The 25,362-nt window shown below is 34.4% G+C and carries 23 protein-coding genes; 8 read left to right on the top strand and 15 right to left on the bottom strand.

The window, feature by feature from the left end; translation table 11 throughout:
• Nucleotides 1-24 precede the first annotated feature (24 nt).
• From EMTOL_RS20370 to EMTOL_RS20340, 7 genes are all read right to left on the bottom strand, one after another.
• The gene (locus tag EMTOL_RS20370) at nt 25-1,077 is read right to left on the bottom strand and encodes an alpha/beta hydrolase (protein WP_305953320.1); all 1,053 of its coding nucleotides are present in this window, start codon (nt 1,075-1,077) and stop codon (nt 25-27) included.
• Nucleotides 1,078-1,127: 50 nt separating this feature from the next.
• A complete protein-coding gene (locus tag EMTOL_RS20365) occupies nt 1,128-1,838 on the bottom strand; it encodes a LytR/AlgR family response regulator transcription factor (RefSeq protein WP_015026274.1) in 711 nt (236 codons plus the stop codon).
• Nucleotides 1,835-2,875, bottom strand: coding sequence for a sensor histidine kinase (locus tag EMTOL_RS20360; RefSeq protein ID WP_015026273.1), 1,041 nt, complete (start codon nt 2,873-2,875; stop codon nt 1,835-1,837). The genes EMTOL_RS20365 and EMTOL_RS20360 overlap by 4 nt, the downstream gene beginning before the upstream one ends.
• Before the next feature lie 6 nt (nt 2,876-2,881).
• A complete protein-coding gene (locus tag EMTOL_RS20355; protein WP_015026272.1) occupies nt 2,882-5,038 on the bottom strand; it encodes a pyrroloquinoline quinone-dependent dehydrogenase in 2,157 nt (718 codons plus the stop codon).
• A 122-nt stretch (nt 5,039-5,160) separates the two neighbouring features.
• Nucleotides 5,161-5,613, bottom strand: coding sequence for a nuclear transport factor 2 family protein (locus EMTOL_RS20350; RefSeq protein WP_015026271.1), 453 nt, complete (start codon nt 5,611-5,613; stop codon nt 5,161-5,163).
• Between the two features lie 100 nt (nt 5,614-5,713).
• A complete protein-coding gene (locus tag EMTOL_RS20345; protein ID WP_015026270.1) occupies nt 5,714-6,559 on the bottom strand; it encodes an aldo/keto reductase in 846 nt (281 codons plus the stop codon).
• 53 nt (nt 6,560-6,612) lie between these two features.
• Nucleotides 6,613-8,238, bottom strand: coding sequence for a carboxylesterase/lipase family protein (locus EMTOL_RS20340; protein ID WP_015026269.1), 1,626 nt, complete (start codon nt 8,236-8,238; stop codon nt 6,613-6,615).
• 159 nt (nt 8,239-8,397) lie between these two features.
• Between EMTOL_RS20340 and EMTOL_RS20335 the strand changes: the two genes are divergently transcribed.
• The 8 genes from EMTOL_RS20335 to EMTOL_RS20295 all read left to right on the top strand — a co-directional run bounded on the left by EMTOL_RS20335 (nt 8,398) and on the right by EMTOL_RS20295 (nt 16,338).
• Complete coding sequence (locus EMTOL_RS20335; protein WP_015026268.1) at nt 8,398-9,309, top strand: helix-turn-helix domain-containing protein; 912 nt, start codon at nt 8,398-8,400, stop codon at nt 9,307-9,309.
• A gap of 902 nt (nt 9,310-10,211) precedes the next feature.
• Nucleotides 10,212-11,546, top strand: a complete 1,335-nt coding sequence (locus EMTOL_RS20325; protein WP_015026267.1) for an AAA family ATPase — start codon at nt 10,212-10,214, stop codon at nt 11,544-11,546.
• Nucleotides 11,521-12,228: an RloB family protein gene (locus tag EMTOL_RS20320; protein ID WP_015026266.1), complete on the top strand. Its 708-nt coding sequence runs from the start codon at nt 11,521-11,523 to the stop codon at nt 12,226-12,228. Before EMTOL_RS20325 ends, EMTOL_RS20320 begins: the two co-directional genes overlap by 26 nt.
• Before the next feature lie 150 nt (nt 12,229-12,378).
• A complete protein-coding gene (locus EMTOL_RS20315; protein WP_015026265.1) occupies nt 12,379-12,927 on the top strand; it encodes a hypothetical protein in 549 nt (182 codons plus the stop codon).
• Nucleotides 12,920-13,435 (top strand): hypothetical protein, encoded by a 516-nt coding sequence (locus tag EMTOL_RS20310; protein ID WP_015026264.1) that lies wholly within the window; start codon nt 12,920-12,922, stop codon nt 13,433-13,435. Before EMTOL_RS20315 ends, EMTOL_RS20310 begins: the two co-directional genes overlap by 8 nt.
• 130 nt (nt 13,436-13,565) lie before the next feature.
• On the top strand, nt 13,566-14,525 hold the full coding sequence (locus EMTOL_RS20305) for a hypothetical protein (protein WP_015026263.1): 960 nt from the start codon (nt 13,566-13,568) through the stop codon (nt 14,523-14,525).
• 120 nt (nt 14,526-14,645) lie between these two features.
• Entirely contained in the window at nt 14,646-15,149 is a 504-nt protein-coding gene (locus tag EMTOL_RS20300; RefSeq protein WP_015026262.1) for a hypothetical protein, read from the top strand.
• A gap of 271 nt (nt 15,150-15,420) precedes the next feature.
• Nucleotides 15,421-16,338, top strand: coding sequence for a hypothetical protein (locus tag EMTOL_RS20295; protein WP_305953311.1), 918 nt, complete (start codon nt 15,421-15,423; stop codon nt 16,336-16,338).
• A 394-nt stretch (nt 16,339-16,732) separates the two neighbouring features.
• Here EMTOL_RS20295 and EMTOL_RS22530 read toward each other — a convergent pair whose 3' ends face one another.
• The 8 genes from EMTOL_RS22530 to EMTOL_RS20265 all read right to left on the bottom strand — a co-directional run bounded on the left by EMTOL_RS22530 (nt 16,733) and on the right by EMTOL_RS20265 (nt 25,342).
• Nucleotides 16,733-16,876, bottom strand: a complete 144-nt coding sequence (locus tag EMTOL_RS22530; protein WP_305953310.1) for a hypothetical protein — start codon at nt 16,874-16,876, stop codon at nt 16,733-16,735.
• A gap of 18 nt (nt 16,877-16,894) precedes the next feature.
• Nucleotides 16,895-17,023 carry a hypothetical protein gene (locus tag EMTOL_RS22525; RefSeq protein ID WP_305953309.1) on the bottom strand — a complete coding sequence of 43 codons (129 nt, stop codon included), beginning with the start codon at nt 17,021-17,023 and terminating at the stop codon, nt 16,895-16,897.
• Between the two features lie 259 nt (nt 17,024-17,282).
• Complete coding sequence (gene kwaB / locus EMTOL_RS20290; RefSeq protein ID WP_015026260.1) at nt 17,283-18,245, bottom strand: anti-phage protein KwaB; 963 nt, start codon at nt 18,243-18,245, stop codon at nt 17,283-17,285.
• Nucleotides 18,242-18,787 carry an anti-phage protein KwaA gene (gene kwaA, locus EMTOL_RS20285; protein WP_015026259.1) on the bottom strand — a complete coding sequence of 182 codons (546 nt, stop codon included), beginning with the start codon at nt 18,785-18,787 and terminating at the stop codon, nt 18,242-18,244. Before kwaA ends, kwaB begins: the two co-directional genes overlap by 4 nt.
• A gap of 25 nt (nt 18,788-18,812) precedes the next feature.
• On the bottom strand, nt 18,813-20,129 hold the full coding sequence (locus EMTOL_RS20280; protein WP_015026258.1) for a TolC family protein: 1,317 nt from the start codon (nt 20,127-20,129) through the stop codon (nt 18,813-18,815).
• A 47-nt stretch (nt 20,130-20,176) separates the two neighbouring features.
• Nucleotides 20,177-21,616 (bottom strand): HlyD family secretion protein, encoded by a 1,440-nt coding sequence (locus tag EMTOL_RS20275; RefSeq protein WP_015026257.1) that lies wholly within the window; start codon nt 21,614-21,616, stop codon nt 20,177-20,179.
• Complete coding sequence (locus EMTOL_RS20270) at nt 21,616-23,802, bottom strand: peptidase domain-containing ABC transporter (RefSeq protein ID WP_015026256.1); 2,187 nt, start codon at nt 23,800-23,802, stop codon at nt 21,616-21,618. The genes EMTOL_RS20275 and EMTOL_RS20270 overlap by 1 nt, the downstream gene beginning before the upstream one ends.
• Before the next feature lie 196 nt (nt 23,803-23,998).
• Complete coding sequence (locus EMTOL_RS20265; protein WP_015026255.1) at nt 23,999-25,342, bottom strand: TlpA family protein disulfide reductase; 1,344 nt, start codon at nt 25,340-25,342, stop codon at nt 23,999-24,001.
• Nucleotides 25,343-25,362 lie beyond the last annotated feature (20 nt).

Below are 25,362 nucleotides of genomic sequence, written 5' to 3'. Positions count from 1 at the left end.
TTGATTTTTAAATCTAATTTACAATTAATTATCGAGTTTTTTCTCTTTTAACCACTTAGATAATAAATCAGCAATTTCAATATTATTCAAGTCAGAAAATGGGAAGTGGGTATTACCTTTTATTCCAATTTCGGGCAAATGAACTACCGTTACATCACCACCATATTTGTTTACGGTGTCTCGCCATTTTCTTGCCATTTCCAGTCTTGCTCTCCAACCATCAGCACCTGGGTTTTTATCGTCGAATTTCTCAGGAATAAAATCTCCGTAGTAGATGATGATTGGTATTTTAGTAAGTTTCATAAAATCAGATTTAGGAACTCCAATAGCTGTAACTGGACCTGATGAACTGGCAATTGGGGCAGGCACTTCTCCTTCTGGAAACAAAAATCCACTTCCAGGTTCATACGAAGCAATGGCTTTAATCTTTGAATTTTTCACTGCCGTTGCCCAACCAAATCCGCCTGAATGAGAGTGGGTTATCAAAACACCTTCCCCTATTTTATCAAAAAGTTTTGACGTAGCATTAGTTATAACTTCTGTATCAAATCCGCCAATATTCGGCACCATTTGGCGAAAATACTGGTTCAGGGTTTCTTCATCCTTAGCAAATTGCACCCCTTCAAAATAATCATATCCGATACCCACTCTGAAAGTGCCAAACCACATTTGTTCATCAGGAGTAGGGTTTATGGTGGCAGGAACGGTACTTCTACCTGCATTTCCACGGCGAGGTTGGTCGATTAGATAAACGCCAAATTTTCTTCTCAGAAAAATATTATTGAATCCTTCCCGACCATCGGGTGTAGTCATCCAAGTTTTTGAGAATTGACCTATCCCATGCCAAAAAACCAAAGGGTATTTACGGGCTTTGGCAGGAATCTGATAAGTAATATAAGCATGGTCTCCATGAAAAGTTTGTCCCTCTGGAGTTCTTTTTACAGGGTCATAAGTTCCTTCATTTTTTATTACTGAGCCTCCGACAGCAAAACTACCTTGGTCTTGGATTACAATTGGTTTCCGAGTTTTTTGTCCGTGAGTATTTAATGATAATAGGGTTATAAAACCTAAAATCATTGATATAATGCGTTTTTGTTTCAACATATTTATTTTGATATTTTCTTTTTTCATAGTTTATATTTTTCAATCTGAGAAATAAAATTCTGTTTATAGATTCTTCCGATAGGTATTTCAGCTACTCCGATTTTGATAGCATCATTGCTATAAGTTATCATTTTATCAATGGCTACAATAAAAGATTTATGAACCCTTATAAACTTCGACTCTGGCAGTTTTGCCTCCATAAATCCCAAACGTTCATAAACTATCAACATTTCATAAGCTGTAAATACCTTGATATAGTCCTTCAAGCCTTCTATATACAATATTTGGTTTAGGTAAATTTTCTTTTGCTCTTTTCCAATTTTCAAAAAAATATAAACATCTTCAAAAGTTGATTTTTGATGCGTATTAGATTGTGTAATTTCCTGCAAATGAAGGTACTTCGATATTGTTTTCTGAAAACGCTCTTGACTAATTGGTTTTACTAAATAATCAAGAACATCTAATTCAAAACCTTCCACTGCATATTCTCGAAATGCTGTTGTTAGTACAACTTTTGGTTTATTCTTTAACGATTTCAGCAATTCTAAACCCGTCATAAGCGGCATTTTAATATCAAGAAAAAGCAAGTCAACCGAATTTTCTTGAAGATATTTGTATCCTTCTATTGAATTAGCTAACGAAGCAACCATCTCAAAGTCTGGAATTGCTTCTAAATACATCTGTATCAATCGTCTTGCTGGCAATTCATCATCTATAATTAAACAATAATTCATTGATTACAAGGTAATTTAATTAAAACTAAATAACTATTTTGCTCTTGATATACCCTAAAAGTATGTTTATCAGGATAAAGTATTTCGAGCCTTCGTTTTACATTATTTAATCCTAATCCACAATTCTGATTTATATTTTTGGGCGATTCATTTTCGATACTATTCTCAACTTTAAAGGTTACTTCGTGTTCTTTTACCGAAATATCAAATCTAATCCAAGAATATTGTATGGAAGAGTTTACCCCATGTTTAAAACAATTTTCGATGATTGGCAAAAGCAACATCGGTGGAAGTTGAATCTCATTAATGTTGTCGAAAATATTGATTGAGACATCCAACTTTTCACCAACTCTAATTTTTTGCAAATCAATATAGTTTTGTATGTAGGTGAGTTCTTCTGTTAATAAAACCATATCTTTCTTTGAATCATATAGACTATATTCAATGAAATTTGAAAGTTTTAGAATCTGCTGTGCTGTTTCTGGGCTTTTTTTGAATGCTCCCGAATAAATATTATTCAGCATATTAAAAATAAAATGTGGCTGTACCTGCGATTTAAGCAATTCAAGTTCGGCAGCCATCTTTTCTTTACTCAACTCTTGTAACATTTGCTGCTGCTTATACCAGCTTTTCATGAAAATAAACATTCCATACAGAGAAACAACAAGGTAAAGATTTACAAATTCAATCAGTATTTTCGGAATGAAAAAGAACACCTCGTTATTTCCTTTTGGGTAATAGTTGGGGTAAAAATAATAGTAACTTACTACTCTAATGAACATTACAAACACAAGAGCTACTATAATTTGCCCAGTCCAGAAGCTTACTTTTTTATTCTTGAAATAGAAAGCATTAAATAAAAAATGAACCGATAAATAAGAAACAATGATATAAAAAGGAACGATTAGATACGATTTGACAAAGTAAAACTCATATTGGTCAATAGATGCACCTCTTCCCAGCCATTCGTAGAGAAAGTAAATTGTCCAAAAAAATATACTAAAACGAAGTGTATTTAATCGCTCCTTCAAGGTCATTTCTTTTTAATTGGGTAATGCAAAAGTCATAATAGAACCCGAAGGGTTTTCTTTGGTTCCACCCACTGAAAGTGCCACATATTGTTTTCCTTTTACCATGTATGAACAAACATTAGCATTATTCACCCCTGGTAGTGCAGTTTCCCAAACAATTTTTCCAGTTTTTTTATCGAAAGCCCACAATTTTTTATCGGCAGCACCACTGATAAACACCAATCCACCAGCCGTTACCATTGGACCTGAACGTGCCAATAAACCCGTAGGAGGCCCACCTTTTTCTTGCAACTTTTCATCATTTCCTATGGGTATTTGCCATTCATACTCACCAGTTGATAGGTTTAAGGCACTCAAGGTTGCCCAAGGACCTTTCATGGCAGGGTTTCCACTTGGGTCGCTCCACGTCTGATAGGCTGATGTATTCATGAAACGCTCGGGGTTTGCACCAGTTTTAGTAGCTTGCGGAGTTTCAATTCCCGTATTTTGTTTTTCATACAAAAATGCAATAATGGCATTTTCTTCGGCGGGGGTTAGTACTCCTTTAAAGCCTGGCATTGCTCCAGCACCATTCTGTATTTTTTTGAGCATTTCTTTTTCAGGCTTTCTGTCTTTTAAGCCAATTAAAGATGGAAATGTAGGCGGAATGCCTTTCCTTTCTGCACCATGACATGTAGCACAATGTTTTTGATAAGTTACACGACCTCTCTCGAAAGTGGAATTATTACGAGCCTCAAATGCTTTATTTGCATCAACAATGGTCTGTATTTCGGGTAAATTATGACCTCTCAGATATAAATAGTTGGTGTTAGGGTCAAAGGCTGCTCCTCCCCAGTTGATACCACCTCTGGTTGCTGGCAAAGAAAGCGTTCCTTTCAAATCGGGTGGCGTAAATAATCCTTCGTATCTCACAGACCGAAATTTTTTAAGAATTGCTTCATGATTTTCGGGCGAATAATTAGTGAGGTCTTCTTCGGTCATAAATTGCTTTACAAACGCCTTGGGTTTTGTTGGGAAAGGTTGGGTAGCAAAGGCAACTTCGCCTTGAAGATTAGAAGCAGGTACGGGACGCTCTTCTACTGGAAAAAGAGGCACACCAGTAACTCTATCTAAAACAAAAATAAAACCGTGTTTGGTAGCCTGAGCTACGGCATCTATGTCTTTACCATCCTTTTTTATCGTTACTAAATTTGGTGGACACGGCAAATCATAATCCCAAAGGTCGTGGTGTACTGTTTGAAAATGCCATTTATATTTTCCAGTTGCAGCATCTAAAGCCAAGACACAATTGCCGAAAAGATTAGCTCCGATTCGGTCGGCTCCATAATAGTCAAAAGTAGGCGAACCCAATGCCAAAAATACCATACCCCTTTTGTTATCAATGCTCATGCCTGCCCAACAGTTTACGCCACCAGCATATTTGTAGGCATCTTTTGGCCAGCTTTCATATCCTTTTTCGCCAGGGTGAGGTATGGTGTGAAAAGTCCATACCAATTTTCCAGTTTTACAATTATATGCCCTGATATAGCCAGGGGCTGCTCCATAAAAATCAGGCAAACGAGAGCCAATAATAATCAAGTCTTTGAAAATACTTCCTGGTGTAGTAAGTGTAACTGATATTTTTTTAGGGTCATCTCGGACACCTACATTTAAGTTAATCCTTCCTTTATTACCAAAAGTGGTGATTAGCTTACCTGTTTTGGCATTAATTGCCAGTAAATAATTCCCTGCCGAATAGATTATCCTTTTATCTTCGCCACTTGCCCAGTAGGTTACTCCACGACTTGCTGCCGTTGGTTCGCCTTCATCTAAGGCATTAAAAGCCCAAATTTGTTTGCCTGTTTGAGCATTTATGGCATACACCCATTGTTTGCCCGAATTTGCATACATGACTCCATCAACGATAATTGGGTTACATTGGCTCGACATTGGTGACTCGCCTTGCTTCACATCATTCATCTGGAATGTCCAAGCATTTTGTAGTGTATTTACATTTCCTACATTTATTTGGTCGAATTTTGAGTAGCTTGTACTTTTTTCATCGGCTTTGTAAGTTCCCCAGCCGTTGTCTTCAGAATTTGGGTTAGACCAAGACGCTAAAATGGAGATGATAGAACCAACTCCAATAGTAAATATTGCAAATCTTATTACTGTTCTATAATTGTTCATAAAGAGATTTTTGACTTAACAAATATACTTATGGGTATTTTGACTGAATATTAAAAAACCAAATATTAGACCAACGTCAGTTTTCATCCACCAACTGCATAGAATAGAGAATTGTTGAAATCCTATTTCTTTATCTGATGCGTATCTCTCACACTGCTAAAAGAAAGTGCTAACATTTTCCAGTCTTTATTTTGTTTTTGATAAACTTCCGTTACCGTAAATTCAACTTTTGCTTCATTGCCTCTAACTATAGATTCAAGTGTTATTCTATTCCATACGATGGCGGTTTTTCCAGAAATTTCTATTGCTGAGTCGTGAATGGTTGCTTTTTTATACCAAATACTCCCAGTTTTGATAATTTCGAGTTCTTCGTCTTTTTTCCACGTACCACTCATGTGCAAAAATTTTGCTTTGTTGTCAAATAAATCCTTCAATTTATCCACGTCTTTATCAGCCATCCATTGCCATTTGTCTTTGGATAGTTGCATTACTGTTTGCTCATCTTTTGATGTTTGAGCGAAAGAAAAAGTTGTTCCTAAAAGAAAAAATGTGATGATTAAATGTTTGATTTTCATTGTTTTATATCTTTGTTTATTTTTGGAACGCAGATTATCGCAGTTTTTTTTGTAATTCCGTAAAATCTACGATAGCATCATCAGCGTTCCATTTTATCATTTACAATTTCCTCTCTCCCAACCATTTTACCATAACAGGGTCTCGATGGTCGAAGAAGACACTGGTTTTTGTGTCTAAGGTTTTGATGAGTTCCATATCTTCGGCACTCAATTCAAAATCAAAAATGTTGAAATTTTCAGCCATTCTTTCTTTTCTGATTGATTTTGGAATAGCCACAACGCCTCTTTGTGTAAGCCAACGAAGCACCACTTGGGCAATAGATTTATCGTATTTTTTACCAAGTGAACTCAATAATTCATTTTGGAAAAGATTATTTCTACCTTCTGCAAATGGACCCCAAGATTCAATCTGCACATTATTTTCAACCATAAATTGCTGATTGTCAATTTGCTGATGAAAAGGATGCGTTTCTACCTGATTTACCGCTGGAACGATTTCGTTATGAACTATCAAATCAATTAATCTATCAGGATGAAAATTGCTCACACCGATTGCTCTCACTTTTCCTGCCTTATACAATTCCTCCATCGCTCTCCATGAGCCATAAACATCGCCATAAGGTTGGTGAATGAGATACAGGTCAATGTAATCTAACTGTAATTCATTCAAAGACTTTTCAAAAGCTCTCTTTGTGCCTTCATAACCATCCGACTGAATCCAAAGTTTGGTAGTAATGAATAAAGCGTCTCTTGCAATTCCGCTATTTTTGATAGCATTGCCCACTGCACTTTCATTTTGGTAGGAAGCGGCAGTATCTATCAAACGATAGCCGACTTCCAAAGCATCAGAAACACTTTTTTCACATTCGCCTAAATCTTGAATCTGGAATACTCCAAAACCTAAAATGGGCATTTCCGCTCCATTGTTTAATTTAACTTTTTGCATATTTTAAAAAAACATTTGAGGGTTTGAAATCAAATCCTCAAATATTGAATAATTTATATCCCCCTTGACTGTATTTTTCCTCTGTTTTTCATTGCCTTTTCGACTACATCAAATCTTGCCTTGCGTGGGTCAGGCTTGGCTACTACTTTACCATCTAATTCTATATCAAGCATATTTTGGTTTTGACTGTTGTAAATAGGCCAATTTGGTAATCCTTCTCCATTCGGATTACCTGTTTTGGCAAAATTTGCCCAATAAGCACACATCACCCTTGCCAATTCTTTTTCGGTATCAGTCGGCTCACCTTGCGAACCCCAACGAGCTTTTAAAGTATTGAATGCAAACGAAATATCAGAACCATGGCCTGCACCATAAGGTGAGCGTTGTTGAGCTGTGGTTGGCACATATCCAAATTGAAATACATAAGCAGGAGAGCCTTTGGTAAGTGTTGCTCTGGCAGCCATGCGAGCAGGTTCACCCCAAACCCAGTCGGTATTAAATTTGGCGATTACTTCCTCAAACTTCTTAGTTCCATCTGGGTCATATGCTGCTTTTGCTTCGTTTGCTAAATCACCAAAAGAAGTAAAAAGTTCTTCTTTTGTTTTGGCGTTGCTTACAAATGCTCCACCGATTTCGGCACTGCAATTACCAATCATCATAGGCATTTTAGGTTGATTGCCAGCCAAATAAGCCGTTTCGGCAGTTTGAGTAACTAATTTTCCGTCGAAAATTGGTCCTGAATATATACGAGGGCCATTTGCTCCGTTGGTTTCACGTCCTCCGTCAATGATGCTATCTGCTGGCATAGCACGAAGTTTTGCCAAAGCTGCTGCATCCGTGCCTTCAATGCCTTTTGATTGAGCGAAGTTTACACCGATGGTTTCTGCCGAAACTTTGTAGAATACATCTGAATCTTCTTTGTTGATGGGTCTGCCAGTAAGCACCCCGTCTCGTCCGCCACCAGAGTGGCTGATTACTTTGTGAAAAAGTCCTTTGGTAGCTGGAATCGTTAATAAAGAATGAACAGAAACCCCACCCGCTGAGAAGCCAAAAATGGTTACATTGTTGGGGTCGCCACCAAAGGCGGCAATATTTTTTTGAACCCATTGCAAAGCAGCAATTTGGTCCATAAAACCATAATTTCCTTTATATTCATTGGGGTGTTCCTTGCTCAATGCAGGGTGAGCAAAATAGCCCATACGCCCTAACCTATAATTGATATTCACCAATATGACACCATTTTTGTTTAATGCATGTCCGTAATTTTGGGGGCTTGAAGCACTTCCGCCCGTAAAACCGCCGCCGTAAATCCAAACCATTACAGGCAATTTTGAGCTTTCAGTAGCATTAGCAGGTTTCCAAACATTCAGAAATAGACAATCCTCTGAAGAATTAGGATTCATTTTTGGGGCATTTGGCCCCCAACCCGCTTGGGCACAATCTTTACATTGTTTGGTGGCATCGAGTTCACCTTCCCAGTTTTTTACAGGTTGTGGCGGTCGCCAACGAAACTCACCCACTGGCGGAGCAGCATAAGGTATTCCTTTGAAAACAACCGATTCGCCATCGGTAACACCACGAACTATACCATTGATAGTTTTAACTTTTTGAGCATTGGTCTGAATAATACTACAAGAAAAACTAAACGCAATGAAGAAACCTAAAAATATTTTTTTCATGATTGAATATTGATTTATTTTACAAAGGTCTATCCAATATTCAACACAGATGGTATAAAAATTACGGTTCTTTCTACCATTTTTACTGATTGTGTTTTTGAGCTTAGCATTTCTTACTTACGATTATTTAAGTTTGTATAAAAACTTTCAAATACAGCAATGGAAAAAACTTACAGAATTGATTCTATCAACGAATATAATGCCGACAATAATCATAAAACGTTACACCCGTTGGTAAGTGTAATTGATTTTTCAAAGGCAAACCTTCGCAATTGGGGCAACGTTGACACCATCAGATTTGAATATGGATTATATTGCATTTATTTGAAAGATGTGAAATGTGGCGACATGAAATATGGTAGGCATTACTATGATTATCAGGCTGGTACTTTAGTTTTTTTCTCAGCAAATCAATATTCGGAGATAGAAAACCCCAAAGTGAGTTATCAACCGATGGGTTTCGGATTAATTTTCCATGCTGATTTTCTGATAGGAACTTCACTTGGCAAGACAATTCAACAATATAAATTTTTTAATTATCAATCGAATGAAGCATTGCACTTATCAGATGATGAACGAAAATTAATAATGGACTGCTTTGCAAAAATTGATTTTGAATTAAAACAGCCCATTGATAAACATAGTAAAAAGCTCATTTCGTCGAACATTGAACTTTTCTTAGATTATTGCCAACGATTTTATGACCGCCAGTTTATCACACGAGAGAATGTAAACAAAGGTATTTTAGAACGTTTTGAAGACTTATTGAATAGCTATTTTTCATCAGAAAAACCACAAACAATAGGACTTCCATCAGTAGCTTATTTTGCAGACGAATTACATCTTTCTGCCAATTACTTTGGCGATTTAATCAAGAAAGAAACAGGCCAATCTGCCAAAGATTATATTCTGAATCGTACTATTGAAGAAGCAAAAAACCTTATTTATGAAAATGACAAGACCGTAAACGAAATCGCCTACGGTCTTGGATTCAAATACCCACAGCATTTTACACGATTATTTAAACAAAAAGTGGGATATACTCCTAATGAATTTCGTGGGCTAAATTGAAAAACTGAGTATGTTTCTATAATTTGTTACAAATAACCAATAACCGCTGCTAAAACTATTCTCAAAAAAAACAATATTTTGTCTTGATTCCTGCAAACCTGAAAATTCAAAATTTCGTTTGGCCCACTACAAATAATATTTGACAAGTCTTTTTTTACCAAAAAAATAATGTTCCGTTTTGATTACTATTGATAGCAAAATAATTCTAAAATTTTTAAGCAAAATATTAGTAAAATTGACAGGCTTTGGGGGGAGGATGGAAGTAAAATTGATTAACTAAAATCAAGAGGTTATAAAGCAAAAACATGATTTTTCACACCCAAAGAGATTTTGACAAGAGAATATCAATAAGTTATCGAAGTAGCCAAAAAACTTATTGATACTCTTGATTTTAATTGAGAAGTTTAGCTGTTTTTTAGAAATTAAAATTCGAGATTTCGTTTGGTCATTTTTCGAGATTTCGTTTGGACCACTACAATCTATTTGCAATTCAGGGTTTTGGTCGAGCGTCGAAACGCGTGCATAGCCAATAAACATATAAAAAGTAAATAAAGTCGTTAATATATAAAGATACTTAACTTTGAATAATTAACCAAGTTTATTTACTAAAAACACATAAAAAAGGCCTGATTTTTTCGAGCCTTTTTTGAGTAAAGAAAACGAGGGATTTGTTAACAATATAAAAAATACGACCTATAAAACACTATTTGGTATTCGATAAGTGATAAATAATACAAAAAGTACGACAAAACTTTCGTATATTTTGAGAGTTACCGGCAAGCGTAAAAAAGCAGCATAACCAAGACTTTCGAGTCAAAACAATCAAAAAAGCCATTTATTTTGCTTACAATTACAAAATAAAGACTACCTTTGCAGACATTTAATCAAAAACAAAAAGAAAGATGCTTCTGCAATTTTCAATTAAAAACTTTAGGACATTTAAGGACAAAGCTACTTTGAGCCTCATTGCTTCTAACTATGACAAAGAAACCAGAGAGCACGAAAACATCGTAATCAATGAAAACTTTTGTCTGAGACTTCTCAAAAGTGCAGTTATTTATGGTGCAAACGCAAGTGGCAAAAGCAAGTTACTTGACGCATTTGCATTTATGCGATATTTTGTAATCAATAGTTCAAAAGAAAGCCAAAAAGGTGAGACTATTGAAGTAGAGCCTTTTAGACTAAGTACTGAAACAGAAAACGAACCTTCTGAATTTGAAATCATTTTCATTCACAATAAAGTGCTTTATCGCTATGGCTTTGAGGCGACAACTGAAAAAATTGTATCTGAATGGCTTTATCACAAACCAAAAACAAAAGAAGTTGAACTCTTTTACAGAGATGGAAGCATCTTCAATATTCACGAACGAAGTTTTACCAAAGGCAATACTGTAGTAAAAGAAGGTCTAGTTCGAGATAATGCGTTATTAATTTCCGTAGCAGCTCAATTCAATGAAAAGACTGCAATCAATGTGTTGGATTGGTTTAAAAGACTAAAAACCTTATCAGGGTTAAACGAGTCAGGCTACCAAGGTTTTACAATGGGGAAAGCAGAATCGTCAGAACACAAACATAAAATTCTTGAACTGCTTAAAGCCGCAGACCTTGGAATTCAAGATATTAAGATGCAGAAATTAGATATTGATAGTCTTCCAAAAGATTTACCAAAAGAGTTAAGAGACAAACTTATTAGAGAAATTAAAGAAGATAATGCTGAATTCTTTTCTGATGTTTCAACAACACATCGAAAGTTTGATGTAAATAAAAATGCCGTAAGCTTTGAATATTTCTCACTAGAAAATGATGAATCGTCAGGAACAAGTAAATTTTTCGCTCTTACAGGACCTATTCTTGATGTTATTGAGAACGGCTACATTTTAGTAGTTGATGAGTTAGACTCAAAACTTCATCCAAATTTGGTTTGTAAAGTCGTTTCGCTTTTTAACTCAAAAGAGTTTAACAAGAAGAACGCACAATTGATTTTCAATACACACGAAACCAACTTATTAAGTTCAGGTCTATTCAGAAGAGACCAAATTTGGTTTACAAACAAAAATAAATACGGAGAAGCAAAACTTTACTCCTTAGCTGACTTTAAATCAGATGAAGTGAGAAAAAATGACCCTTTTGAAGATAATTACATTAAGGGTAAATATGGTGCAGTTCCATTTCTTGGCTTTTTTGATAACCTAAAATTTTTATTGACAGAAAATGAAAATGAAGGACAAAAAAGCTGAACAGAAAGCAGCAAAGCAAAAGCACCGAGAACAATTAAAGGCTCAACGGAGAAAAGAACCGAGCTTAGAAAGGCCTGTTGCAGAGTTGACAGAAAAACCCTCTATTCTTATTGTTTGTGAAGGAGAAAATACAGAACCTTCTTATTTCAATCAATTCAGAATAACTTCTGCAAAAGTCAAATCAGTTGGTGAAGGATATAATACAATTTCTTTAGTGAATAGAGCCCTTGCTTTATCCCAACAAGGAAACTACGACCAAGTTTGGTGTGTGTTTGACAAAGACGATTTTAACGAAAATGATTTCAACTCTGCAATTCAAATAGCCGTAGCTAACAACTTTGGCATAGCTTATTCAAATCAATCGTTTGAATATTGGCTGATATTACATTTTAATGACCATCAAGGTGGTGGTATGCATAGAGACAGCTACAACGACAAAATCAACGAACACCTTAAACCATTCAAAGTAACTTATGACGGCAATGGGACAAAATTAATAGAAGAAGATTTTTTTGGATTACTTGACGGAATAGACGACAAAACGAGCAGGAAAAGAGCTGAACTTGCAATAGATAGAGCAGAGAGAAATTACAATCATTTTGACCATACAAATCCAGCTAGAGAAGAATCTTCAACGACTGTGTTCCGACTAGTAAGGGAACTTTTGAAATATGTGGAATGATAGAACGCCAGCCGGTAACAGCCGTTTGCCGCAATGGGGGCTGAGGTGGTTAAATCAAGTGCAGTGCTTCTATCAACATTTGTGCTTGGTTGACAGTGAAGTGCTCCTAAATCCCCCACTTCGGCAAGCGGCCAAACGTTAGCTGATATTATGGAAAGACGATACGACATAGCGAACAACGAATATGAAACCGAAGACTATGACGGCAGATATAGACTTGTTTATGCATATTTCGGACTTGCAATATACTTTGGACAGTGTTTAGAAGAAACGTTTTCAATTATGCTTTGGACAGACCGAATTTTCAAGAAAAAAGTTAAGACCAACGCTGAAGTTAATGAAATTATTGATGCTATTGAGAACTCAAAAAAGACAATGGGGAGTTTTATTAATGAAGTCAAACAAAGCTATAGTTTGACAGCCCCAATTGTTGACCAATTGGACAAAATACTTGAAACAAGAAATTATTTGGCTCACAAATATTTCAAACTTCATATAGCAAAATTCCACTCAACCATTGGACAACTTGAAATGATAAAATACTTCTGTGACTTCATTGACGAGTCTGAACAGTTAGACGAAAAATTGAAGGAATATTACACAACATATACTGACAAACTTGGCATGACTGAAGAGCGAATTGAGCAACTAATGACTGAAATGAAAGAACAAGAAATTAATAGAACAAAAAATGATTAAAAAAATTTGGACTGACCCTGTTTGGAGTAAAGTTATTTCAGTTGGGATAGTTGCATTAATAACACTTGGATATACTAAGTTTTTAAGCGTTTCAGAAGGTGTTACCTTCAAAGAAGCTTTTGATAAAATTCTAGAAGTTAAAATACCTGCTTTTTATGTATTAGTCGGTATTCTAATTTACTGGATTACTTCTTGGTCATTCAAAAAAATATTTAGAAAGAGCAACAGCATTTACACCAAGCAACAACAAAAACTTAGAGAATTTAATAAGTCCGCAGACACAAAAGCAGGATTGTTATTTAAATGGGATGTATTTTTTGACTATCAAACACCTTTTATAGTGGACTTGACCGTATTTTGCACAAAACACGGTCAAACACCAATCAGGTTTATGGGCGACAGATGCTCTGTTCCTGGTTGTGACAATTCCCGACAACAAATAAATACGAATGCATTAAAAAACCTTATTGAATCGGACTTAATTGACAGATGGGAAAAATTGAAATAACAGCAGCTAACACGGGTTTTGCGTCAGGCGGGCAGACGTGAAAACTCGGAGCTTTATGCTTCTAAACCCGCCCGAATGCAAAGCCCGAACCGTTAGCTGCAACCTAAGACGACCACCATAATAAGCATTTATGATAAGAAGAGATAAATACGTAATAACATCAACACACCTTGACAAACAAGGAGATATAATGGCAAAAAGTGCTCTTGATAGTATGTTGCCATTTCTAAATGGGGAAAGGAAACCTAGACTAGGCTTAGAACACATAAGAACATCCCCACCTTTTGGAGCAGTAATGAATGGAGAAATTGTAAAAAGACAGGATGATCATTATTATTTGACTGCGGAAATGGTCTACTTTGATAAGCAAGAAATAATCCGACTTCCTGACGGAACACAACTGTTGAAAGAATTTTTTAGTGAAGGCGAATATCCATTTATAGAAAGTGTCGATGAAGAAGTTTCAAAAATGATAATCGCGACAGATAGAGCTAACTTTGAAAAATATTCTGATATTAATGACATTTATAACTCAGTTAAACAAGAAGTAGATTTAGAATTTGATACACTCGAGTTTGGACGAAAATCAGAATTACCTGACCCTGAAACAATCATAACTATTACAAAAATAATTGCTGGTACTTTGGGGATTATTAAATCCAAGGTGACTGAAAAATTGGGTGAAGCAATTGGTGAAGACTTAGTCAAGATTTATAAATTTTTTTCTAAACTTGCAGAAGAGACAATTAAAAAAGTTAAACCTGCAAACAGACCCAAAAATTTTGTCATATCCTATCCAAACACAGACTGCAACATTGAATTAGTAATTACTACTCATAAAGCAGACAGAGTTTTAACTTCTTTGGATAAAGAGAAACTCAAATCAATCGCTGACAAAATTGAACAATTAGCAAACTTAGACCCTGAAAAAATACAATTCGTTTATAATGACTCTGACAATTGGGAGTTTAATTACTTGCTTACAAAAAGTGGTGCTGTAATTGGGACAATAAAATCATTTAACAAACGAAATGAACTTTATAATCAAATTTTAGAGAAACAGAAAAAGGATGAAAAAGGCAGCAGCTAACACGGGTTTTGAATCAGGCTGGGAGGGAGGATCGTGCAAACTTGGAGCTTTGTGCTCCAAAACCCGCATGGAAAGCAAAGCCCAAAAACGTTATCCCACATTTAAATTTGCACAAGACAGATGAAACATTTAGATAATCAACTTTCTATATTTCGGGATTTATTACAAACTGAAGTGAAAATTTCAGAAGACAAAGTTGATAGCATTGCTTCAACAATAGCGACTGAAATCGAGAATATTAAAGATACTTTAAAAAGTGAAATTTTACTGGCATCACCTGTTCCACTTGAAACAAGATTAGAAGAATTGTCCTGTTTTCAAACTATGATGGATACTATTAATAAAATAAGGCCAAGACCTGAAATTGTTAGAAGTCAAGTAATGACTCAAAATTATGTCTGTTTTGTCTATCTAAAAGACACCCTGTTTGAAGTATTAAGAAAAAAATCTGAGACTGGTTCAATCACTAAAAAGTGTGCCAAATATTTATTGAATAATCCTGTGAGAGCATTTAGAAACCCAATTGCACACGGAAACTGGAAATATAAAGACGATTTTTCTGGTCTTGAATTTTGGGCACATAAAGACAATTCTGAAAGCGATATAATGACTAAATATCAATGAACTAAATTTCTGGCAACAATTGTCAAGAGCAGTTGCATACACAGCGTATTTGAAACTGACAGAGAAATGAAAACGTGGCATAACAGCACTTACCCAAAAGTGGTGGTTCAGTGGTTAAATCAAGCTTTGTGTTTCTATCAAAGTTTCTTCTTGGCTGACAGTAAAGTGCTTCGAAATCCCCCCTGCGTCAAGCTCCAAACCGTTGGTGTCAATTTTAAGTAACCTCACAATTATGGCTGTATTTAAAGACTTTGTATCAAAACGAAATCAAATGCTTGTATTCATTATTCTGGTATCTGGTGTACTATTAACAATACTTGGTCTATACTTAGGTTTAAAACATTTAGATCCTAAATATTTTAATGCCACAGTTGGTTCAATTATCGCCATATTTACACTTTTTAGTGTATTTGGAAATCTCTCGAAAGAAATATCTTCCTCCCAAACGCAAAAAGAGATAAAGGAAAATACTGAAAGAACACTTCAGCCTCTTTCCATCACTTCACTTTTGTTCACGCTTGAATACAAGTTTGATAACCCAAAACTTGTTACCTTTTTAAAAAATATTTATTCATTAAAAGCCAAACAAGAAAAACTTCTAAGAAAATCATCTACAGCTACTAATGGGCAAAGAGAAATTGAAATACTGCCAGGCTTGACATTCTTTGAATTTGGCGATGAAATTACGGGGTCTCTAATAATTGATGACCCAAATTTTTTGAAAAGTTGCAATTTCCCATTTCCAAAAATTACTTTAAAGTTCTCCCCCCAATATCCAAAAGAGACTAAAATAAGCAATGGAGATGGGACATATACAGTAAATGTTGATTTTCCAGTTTCTTTAGAGTTAGAAGCCAACAAAATAGATGCTTTCACATTGAATCAAGTTATTGTTGATTTCAAAGAAAGTAAAGTAACTGCGACTATTCAGCCTTTAGAATGGAAATATAATTTAGATAATGGGAAAATTGTAAGCTTCAAAGATTTATTTGGCAAATACCTAATGCTGTCTGCTTACTACCCTTATTGGAAAGATAATATTACTAAGTTTTCTATCTCTTCAATGACTTTGGTAAACGAACGAAAAAAATTGAACTTTACTTTTACCCCTGAAGAAAAATCAGGTTTATCCATTGTATTTAATGCAGAATATTTGCATAAAATTACAGATTCGGATTTTTACAAGTGATTATTTTCCAAGTCTATTGTAAGCAAAGCTGCTAATAATATTTGGGTTTTATGCAAGTTGGGGGTGACCAGCAAACATTAATAAATTGCAAAGCCAAGCTGTGGATCGGGCTATACCAGCAACTTTGAGCTTTTGTAATTAACTTCAACATCATAATTTCAATCGATATCGGTTGTGTGGGCAGACGAAATGCTATGTCCCAACCTGCATAAAGCCCTGTCCGTTATCTCTCCCAAACCACCAAATTCCCACTAACCAAAATTTCTTCGACCTTCAAAGCCCTTTTTAAACCTTCAAGACGCTTCAAATCGTCTTCTAAGTTTAGAGAGGGCTTTCGGTTTAATTCACGCTCCAAAGACTTAATTTGACTTTCTAAGGTTTTCCTATCCTAAATTCAACGCCCTTTTGGGTAATCGCTCATTTGTGCATAATTTTTTTGTCCTTCATGCAGCTCGTCTTCAAGTGTTTGCAGCTCTCTCGATATTCGCCCGACTTCGTTGTTATACTCCGAACGCTGAGAAGCTATTTGGATTTCCAAAATCTCAATTTCTTGCCTTTAGGCTGAATTGTCTTTTTTTTCAACAAAGAAATCGAAGCCTTGCACAAACTCCTTTTCAATCGTTTTGCCAGTTTTCATCACCGCTCCTTCAAAATAATTCAAATCCACGCTCGACTGTATTTGCATCTTGAGCAAAGGCAGCCGTAGCCAATATTTCAAGCTATCTGGAGAAGCATTAAACAGTTGAACTTGCTTAGCGGAAAATTAGCGTGCTTTTAGCACAAGTGAAGCGTTGCTGAAAGGATTAGCAAGGGACTTTTGCTTGAAACTTTATACATATTATACTGTTTATTAACCAAAGTTTTAGAATATTATACCATAACTATAATTGTAACAGCAGTTTAACATTTAAATAGTGATTCTTAACTATGAGATTAAATCTTGACTAATTCACATTATTTTCAATTTCAGTGAGTTTATCTTTTGCGTGGCTATCATATTGAAGCTCGGTTAATTGAGAGAATAAGTAATCATCATTTAATAACTTTAGAAATAGCCTTTTAGAAACACCCGTATTAAGATTTAATTTCGTTTCATTTATATTAAAACTGATTTTTCCTGTTAACTCAGGGTGATTTTTAATAAAATTAATAACATTAATTACTGGGACATTTAAAACTGGAGAGTTACGAATGCTCATTAATTTTCTCGCATTTGACATGGTCTGAGCAATATCATTGATTTGTTTAATGTCTTCAAGTAATTGATTTGCTTCAATTAAGTCAATTGTATTTTGAGCTTGATTCCTGATGACATCCTCAAAACCAAAAAACCTTTCAAGTATATTTAGTTTTAGTACAATTAAGTTTCCGTCAAGCATCATAAAATCAAAACTCCTATCAATAGCTAAAGCATCATCCTGAATCTTAACTAATCTTTGATTACTTGGAATTAGTAAAAACCTATCCCTTTTTAATAAATTTACAGGGTGGTGCTTTTTATAAAGAGCCATCTTATTACCCTCATTCCCAATAGTTATTAAGTAACCTTGCAGATTTATAAAACTGTCTTGATTAAAATTGAAGTTAGGTTGGTTTTCATTTAGTAAAATATCATCAAGTATATCAAGACTATTAGGTCTGTCATCTAAATCATACTTGTATACTACATTTTTTCGGTCATCCACTTCACTAATATTTTGATAATCAAAATCTTCATTAGTTATGAACTTATCAGAAATATATTCAAGAAACCTTTCTTTGAGTTCTTGCTTCACATTATTTTCAATATCAGCAAAACGAATAATTGTCTCTCCGTCTTCGTGCAACACAAAATATAATGCTGCTCCAATACCATTTTCTGGATTTAAAAAATAATTTAATCTTGCTATTAGTTGTTCTCGATTCATAGTTTTACGAAATATACATTATCACTTAAAAAAATATGGTGGACACTATCACCTAATTTTAGATTTTCTTTTGAAATAAAAATTAGTCCGGTGTTTTTTTCTGTATCTACTTTATAAAGTTTGTACCCTAATAAAGCCAAAGTTGGGTTTTTATAAAATAGATTTGTTTTAATAAAAATTGCACCAATTATAATAAGAAGGAGTATGGTTACGACTAAATCTTTGCCCTCCAATTTTACTCTTAAAAAAGGTATAATGTAGGTAGTTAGAAATGTCAAATGTTCATAGCTTTGGTCTTCTATTTTTGTGATTTTTTTTGGTAGTTTAGTAGCCCCTTTCAAAAAATATTCAAATCGTGCATAAAAGAATAATCCAAGTAATGAAAAACTAATTGCAATTAATGCAATAATATTGGGCTTTAGAAAGGTTAGTAATCCTTCAAATGTAAAAGATAGTTGCCATGAAATAAAGACAAATTCTTTCACAGCAACTAAAAAAAATAGTAGCCAAAGAGAAATAACATATAATTGTATTTTTTTCATTTATGGTCGATACGATTCTTTAAAATCACTTGACAATATAGTAATCCAACACTATTTTTCTAAAGTAAAACTCGTATTTTGATTGAATCAAATTTGATTTTGCTTTTTCGTGATTAATACGATAATTATTCAACTCTATGGTATGAAGTAAACCTTCCAAATAGCGGTCTTTGGCAGAATCATAGGCAACTTGTTGAGCTAAAACTTGCTTTTGGGCAGTCTTTAGCTTTTCTTGGGCAATTTTGGCAGTCAGATACGCCTGCTCAATTTCTTGCTTTATTTGAAGTTTTGTCTGTGATAGCTGAGTTTCAGTAATTCTTTGATTGATTTGAGCATTTGTAATTCGTCCTTTAACCTGCCCATTGGTATAAATTGGAATATTTATACTTAAACGTGCAAATTGATTCGAATTAAAGCCTAATTGATTGAAATAATTGTATTCTTTCGCTGGTGCACTCGAATACGCTGAGCCAACTCCTGCACCCAAAGAAACAGTTGGATATTTACCTGCTTTGGCGAGTTTTATGCCTACATTGGCACTTCTTACTCTTAATTCTGCACTTTTTATAATTGGTTGAAAATAAAACCCAGAAAGAATATTTTGCAAGTAATTATCATTTAAGAGAACTGTTTTTTCTTCTATCGAATTATTTTCAATGTCAAAAGCTACAAAATTCGGAAACGCTATCAATTGAGCCAATGAAAGTTTTGAAATATCAATATTGGTTTTGGCATTTAGGGCATCATATTCAGCAGTGGCGAGTTGTGCATCTAAATCAATTAAATTAGTTTTTGGCATATTCCCTTCAATGACCAATGCCTTCACTCGTTCATATTGTGATTGGATGTTTTGAATTTGTTCCTGGGCAATTTTTGATAATTCTTGGTTCATCAGCACCTGCATATAAGCAAGTGTGATTCGGATTCGTAATTCATTTTTTGCCCTTTGAATTTCCACTTGGTCTGCTTCTGCATTGTATTGGTTTTGAATAATTTGATTTTTAAGCGAAAACCCATTAAAAATTGTAAAATTGGCATTTGCACCAAAAGAATTAGAAGAAATAGTGCGTTGAACAAACCCATTAGTAAAGGGGTCAATACTCCTACCTGAATTTATTCCTTGAGAAAAAGCCCCTGAAAGATTAGGATAAACTGCTTTTTCTGACTGTTCTAAAGTATTTTCAGATTGTTTTAATTTTAACTCTTTTAATTTTACATCAAAATTTTGCTTGTAGGCATATTCTATACATTGATTGAGAGAAAATCGCTGTTGAGCATTTCCTTCAAAGTAAAGCAAGATTAGAATTAGTTGTAGAAAATATTTTAAAATACGGTTTTCCATATAAAACAAACTCCCCTTTAGGGACGGTTCGACGATTCGATTGGGGGCTACCTCTCAAAAATTCTGATAAATTCTTTAAAAAACCTCTCTATCAGCCTTTTATCTTCTGTAATTATTTCACCTGATGCAGTCATTCCATTACGAAAAGGGATAGTTTTATTTGCTGAAGTTGTCAAGCCATTTGGGAAATTTACTTTAACAAAATAAGCCGAGTCTTTTGGGATTTCGGAAATACTTTGAATATGCCCTCGTAGTGTACCATACTCTTCATAAGGATAACTTTGAAGCTTTACTATAATTTCCTGCCCACGTTTTACTTTACCAAAATTAAATTGACCGATATTCATTTCTCCGTGAAACCCTTCTTCATTAGGTAAAACATAAAGTAATTCTTGTCCTGTTTTTACTAATTGGTTTTCTTGTAGTGATGTTAAAAAAACCACTTTCCCTGCCGTTGGAGCAATAGCAACGTAGCGTTGTTTCCATGCTTCAATATCACTTTTTAACGTGTGCATCGCTTGAATAAGGGCATTTTTTTGTTCGGTAATGGTTTTATCTAATTCCAAAATTTCTTGTTGCTTTTGGTTTTGAGACATTACATTATTCTTCATCGAACTCTGCATTTGCTCATTGCTTTGCTGTTTGGCAAGCACTTTGCTAATGGCTTGCCGATAATCATTTTTTGATACATAGCCTTTTTCTTGTAGTCGTTTTTGGCTTTCCAGTTCATCTTCGGCTAATGCCAAATCTTTTTGATTATTCTGCAATTGATTTTTCAGATTTGACTGCAATGAATTTAGTTGAGCAAAATCATTTTCGAGCATTTTTCTCTTTTGCAAATAAGTGCCGTTACCAACAAAAGATTTTACTCTGGTAAATGTTTCTTGAAAAACCTGATAAGATTTTTGTAATTCACCTAATTGAAAAAAAGATGGAATTTCGACGGTATAAGCAGCCGAAAGATTATCATTAGCGGTCATATTGACCAAAGAATCGGTTAAATCTTTCAATATCAAAACTTCTTCATGATTGGCGGTACTCTCTAAAAATGCAATCCTTTGTCCTTCTTTTACTATCTGGCCATCAGTTGTTAGTAATTTTACGAGTTTTCCATCTGTTTTAGCTATAACTGATTTTGGTAGGTTCTGCGAAACAATTTTAAGACTTCCGCTTACCAAATCAGGATAACGAATAAACCAAGTAACTGCCAACATCAGCACCAAAACAAAGAAAAAAATAGTAATTCCCCAACGAATAAGCCACGCAGGTGGTTTGCTCAAAACTTCATTTACCTCGCTGCTTCGTAGTTCGGGCATTCTTCCATCGTTGCCATTATTTTCATTTTTGTTGATAATTGGTGGTAAAGTAGGAGGTACAATGATTTCTTGTTTCAATAAATCATCAGTTATTCCCATACCTTTTCCACCCAACAACTCCATCAGATTTGTTCGGAGTAATTTCTCTGAATGATTAGATTCGTCGCTCATTAATTCCCTAATTCTAACTGATTTTTCACTAACTCAAAATATTTTCCGTGTCTTTGTGTAAGTTCTGCATGAGTTCCAACTTCTACAATTTCACCTTTTTCCATTACTACAATTTGGTCAGCATTTTTTACCGTACTTAGTCGGTGAGCAACTACGATGACAGTTCTATTTTTGAAAAATTCGTCCAAATTTGCCATAATAATACTTTCGTTATTGGCATCAAGTGCGTTAGTAGCTTCATCAAAAAATATAAAATCAGGGTTTTTATAAACGGCTCTGGCAATTAGCATTCTTTGCTTTTGACCTTGTGAAATACCATTTCCTTCTGCACCAATTTTTGTATTATAACTCAATGGCAACTCTTCAATAAACGACTGAATATTAGCCACTTTTACTGCATGAAGAAGCTTTTTAGTATCAGGAAATTCATCGCTGAAAGCAATATTCTCAGCAATAGTATCTGAGAAAATAACTCCCTCTTGCATGACCGTTCCACATTTGCTCCGCCAAAGTTTGTGGCTTATATTTTCGAGCGAAACATTACCAAAGCGAATTTCTCCGCTTTGGGGCTTATAAAACTTTAGTAATAACTTTAATAGTGTAGTTTTCCCACTGCCACTTGTACCAACAATTGCCGTTATTTTTCCTTGTGGAATTGTTAAATTAATATTTTTCAATACAGGTTCATTCCCTGCACCAGTATAAGTAAACGTGAGGTTTTTGAGTTGAATATCTTGATTTTCAGGCAAAATATGCAACAGTGGATTTTGTGTGGTTTCTTCATCATCAATTTCATGAATTTCATTCAATCTTTCGAGGCTTATTTGTGCATCTTGATAATGTTGCATAAACTGAATCAATTGCTCGACAGGGCTATTGAGCTGCCCAATAATGTATTGTAGTGCCATCATTGCCCCCAGCGTCATTTGCCCATTAACAACCGCAGTGGCTGCCAAAAACGAAATGACAATATTTTTACCTTCGTTGATAATCATTGCTCCCGTTTGCTGGTATTGTTGCAAAGCAAGACCTTTAACACTCAGATGAAAGTTTTTTACTTGTAAGTTCTCCCACTCCCAACGTTTTTTTATTTCGGCATTATTGAGTTTTAGTTCAGGAACAGACTGTACGAGTTGTATTAAAGAACTTTGATTTTGACTCGCCAAAGCAAAGCGTTTATTATCTAATTTTCGACGATAACGTAGAAATAGCACTATCCAAACGCTATAAACAATGCTACTTATTAAGAAAACGCCAAAGATAGTAAGATTATAATAAGCTAAAACTACGCTAAAAATGATGAGATTAAACATCGAAAAAAGTACATTAAGCGATGTTCCTGTGAGGAAAGACTCAATACGTTGATGGTCACCAATGCGTTGGAGAATATCTCCTGTTTTCTTAGATTCAAAAAATGAAACAGGCAAACGCAATAGTTTACCCAAAAAATCTGATAATATACTCAGGTTAATGCGTGTACTAATGTGAAGGAGTATCCAGCTACGTATAAACTCTACAGACATTCTGCCAATAAACAGCATCAATTGGGCTGCCAACACCAAATAAATAAAATGCAAATTGCGGGTTTGTATGCCTGTATCTACCACCGATTGGGTAAGAAACGGTAGAATAAGCTGTAAGATTGAGCCAATAAAAAGCCCCAAGAAAAGTTGTAGAATAAGGCGTTTGTACTTAAAAACGTAGCCCGATAACATACTTAGGTTAATTCCCTTTGTTTGCTCGTCGGTTTCTTGATAAAACCTTTGAGTTGACTCTAAAAGTAGTGCAATGCCTGTTTTTTCGCCTTCGACTATCGTAGTTGCCCACTGGCTTTCAAACTCAACATACGAGTATTTTATAAGACCCAAGGCTGGGTCAGCTACATAAACTTGATTCTTTTTGATTTGATAAACAACAACAAAATGATTTTGTTTCCAGTGAACAATACATGGAAGTGGAGCATCTTTTTCTAATTGTTTGAAAGGTACTTTTACTGCTAACGTTTTAAAACCAATACTCTCGGCAGCCTCACTGATACCCAATAAAGATACACCTTCTTTGCCAATTTGTGTAGCCTCACGTAGTTTTTGTATAGAAAACCCTCGCCCATAATGCTTTGCTACCATGCGTAGGCAGGTAGGGCCGCAATCCATTGCATCTTGTTGTTGGAAGTGAGTGAAAGGCATTTAGGTAATTTTTGATGGTTCAGCTGAATTTAAATTCAGTCGGTATGAATAGCGTTCTCTGAACGCAACTTCGCTGATGCCGTTTTAAAAACAGCTGACACAAAGACTGATTTAAAAATCAGCCTAACTTTTACAAATATTAAGGCGAACAGGGCTATTATTAATTTAATCTTGTTCAGACAAATAGCATCTAAATTTATTTCGATAGAAAATCTTCCAATTTTGTAGCCATCCCACGCCCATAAAACCTTTTGACAATTTGTCCTTCTTTGTTTATTAGAATTAAAGATGGATAACTATCAATTTTTAAAGTTGTGGTGATTCCAGTATTTAACTTTTCAAATAGTTTTATCCCGCCAATTTTTTTTGCATTAATTATTTTTTGAGCGAGTACATAATCATTTGTATCATATTCACATGCTATACTAATCATATTTATGCTACGCGTTTTTAGGCGTTCATATACGTTTTCCATGTTTGGCATTTCTTCAAGACATGGCTTACACCAAGACCCCCAAAAGTCAATTACTGTAAAATCTTTTTGAGAAAAATAATTATTAATATTGACAGAATCCTTGTTTATTTTTTTTGCGTAGATTGGCGGGCATATATCTCCTTCTTGCCAACCTAAAGTATTGGTTCTTTTTGAAATTTTTATAACTAAATTGTCAGTAATAAAATCATAGTCAAGTACTTCAATATTAATATTATCAATTGCTATATTTTGATTAGATTTAAACCAATCATTATAGACATGTAACTGATTTTTTTTCTTTATACTAAAATCAATTCCTTTTATTTCGTATTTAGGCCAAGAACGTTGATTCGATATTGCTACTTTGTATGTTTGTTTTTCATAATTGAAAACGCCAGAATAATACCCAAAAGATGTAAAATAAATAGCTTTAATTTCTTCTTCAACTTTTTTGTAAGTGTACGATTTGTGTGCAGGAAAGACCTTAACATATTCTACTTTATTGATAGTTTTTTTATCGAAGTATTCATATTCAATTTTATAAATAGGGAATAGTTTTTTATATTCATCATCATACTTAGAATTATCGGAAATATCATACTCAATTAACATATCATCCGAAAAATCATGATTATTATTGGCATCTACTACTATAGTTTTTTTGTTGCCTACCACCCCAATAAAAACCCCTACGTAACATTTTATTTCTTTCATTGATAAAAGTGAAGTATCTACTTGATTCTCTACCAATTTATTTTTGTAAAATTCAGCATCTATTGAATTTTTTGTGCTTTCATTATACCAGAATTGGTCTCTTTGAAAATATAATTTTCCAAGCCATCGGTTTGAGATTTTGGGATAATTACGATAATCATCAAAATTATCAAAGGTTTTAAATGGAGCTGTTGTAGTATTAATTTGGTCAATTAAATTTATCTGTTTTGATAATTTGACATTAATGATTTCTTGTGAAAAAACGAAGGGTTTTATCAAAAATACCATATTTAACACCGTAATACCTCTTAGAAAGGATATTATACCTGAAAAGGTAAAAAGCTTTTTCATAGTATTTAATTTATTTTAAA

This window comes from Emticicia oligotrophica DSM 17448, from assembly GCF_000263195.1.
Taxonomy (GTDB): Bacteria; Bacteroidota; Bacteroidia; order Cytophagales; family Spirosomataceae; genus Emticicia; species Emticicia oligotrophica.
Note: the sequence above shows the minus strand (reverse complement) of the source record. Positions and strands in the feature narration are given on the sequence as shown.

Excerpts from the sequence above, each read along its gene's own strand:
- EMTOL_RS20370 (WP_305953320.1), bottom strand. The coding sequence starts at position 1,077 with ATGATTTTAGGTTTTATAACCCTATTATCATTAAATACTCACGGACAA.
- EMTOL_RS20365 (WP_015026274.1), bottom strand. The coding sequence starts at position 1,838 with ATGAATTATTGTTTAATTATAGATGATGAATTGCCAGCAAGACGATTG.
- EMTOL_RS20360 (WP_015026273.1), bottom strand. The coding sequence starts at position 2,875 with ATGACCTTGAAGGAGCGATTAAATACACTTCGTTTTAGTATATTTTTT.
- EMTOL_RS20355 (WP_015026272.1), bottom strand. The coding sequence starts at position 5,038 with ATGAACAATTATAGAACAGTAATAAGATTTGCAATATTTACTATTGGA.
- EMTOL_RS20350 (WP_015026271.1), bottom strand. The coding sequence starts at position 5,613 with ATGAAAATCAAACATTTAATCATCACATTTTTTCTTTTAGGAACAACT.
- EMTOL_RS20345 (WP_015026270.1), bottom strand. The coding sequence starts at position 6,559 with ATGCAAAAAGTTAAATTAAACAATGGAGCGGAAATGCCCATTTTAGGT.
- EMTOL_RS20340 (WP_015026269.1), bottom strand. The coding sequence starts at position 8,238 with ATGAAAAAAATATTTTTAGGTTTCTTCATTGCGTTTAGTTTTTCTTGT.
- EMTOL_RS20335 (WP_015026268.1), top strand. The coding sequence starts at position 8,398 with ATGGAAAAAACTTACAGAATTGATTCTATCAACGAATATAATGCCGAC.
- EMTOL_RS20325 (WP_015026267.1), top strand. The coding sequence starts at position 10,212 with ATGCTTCTGCAATTTTCAATTAAAAACTTTAGGACATTTAAGGACAAA.
- EMTOL_RS20320 (WP_015026266.1), top strand. The coding sequence starts at position 11,521 with ATGAAAATGAAGGACAAAAAAGCTGAACAGAAAGCAGCAAAGCAAAAG.
- EMTOL_RS20315 (WP_015026265.1), top strand. The coding sequence starts at position 12,379 with ATGGAAAGACGATACGACATAGCGAACAACGAATATGAAACCGAAGAC.
- EMTOL_RS20310 (WP_015026264.1), top strand. The coding sequence starts at position 12,920 with ATGATTAAAAAAATTTGGACTGACCCTGTTTGGAGTAAAGTTATTTCA.
- EMTOL_RS20305 (WP_015026263.1), top strand. The coding sequence starts at position 13,566 with ATGATAAGAAGAGATAAATACGTAATAACATCAACACACCTTGACAAA.
- EMTOL_RS20300 (WP_015026262.1), top strand. The coding sequence starts at position 14,646 with ATGAAACATTTAGATAATCAACTTTCTATATTTCGGGATTTATTACAA.
- EMTOL_RS20295 (WP_305953311.1), top strand. The coding sequence starts at position 15,421 with ATGCTTGTATTCATTATTCTGGTATCTGGTGTACTATTAACAATACTT.
- EMTOL_RS22525 (WP_305953309.1), bottom strand. The coding sequence starts at position 17,023 with ATGCAAATACAGTCGAGCGTGGATTTGAATTATTTTGAAGGAGCGGTG.
- kwaB (WP_015026260.1), bottom strand. The coding sequence starts at position 18,245 with ATGAATCGAGAACAACTAATAGCAAGATTAAATTATTTTTTAAATCCA.
- kwaA (WP_015026259.1), bottom strand. The coding sequence starts at position 18,787 with ATGAAAAAAATACAATTATATGTTATTTCTCTTTGGCTACTATTTTTT.
- EMTOL_RS20280 (WP_015026258.1), bottom strand. The coding sequence starts at position 20,129 with ATGGAAAACCGTATTTTAAAATATTTTCTACAACTAATTCTAATCTTG.
- EMTOL_RS20275 (WP_015026257.1), bottom strand. The coding sequence starts at position 21,616 with ATGAGCGACGAATCTAATCATTCAGAGAAATTACTCCGAACAAATCTG.
- EMTOL_RS20270 (WP_015026256.1), bottom strand. The coding sequence starts at position 23,802 with ATGCCTTTCACTCACTTCCAACAACAAGATGCAATGGATTGCGGCCCT.
- EMTOL_RS20265 (WP_015026255.1), bottom strand. The coding sequence starts at position 25,342 with ATGAAAAAGCTTTTTACCTTTTCAGGTATAATATCCTTTCTAAGAGGT.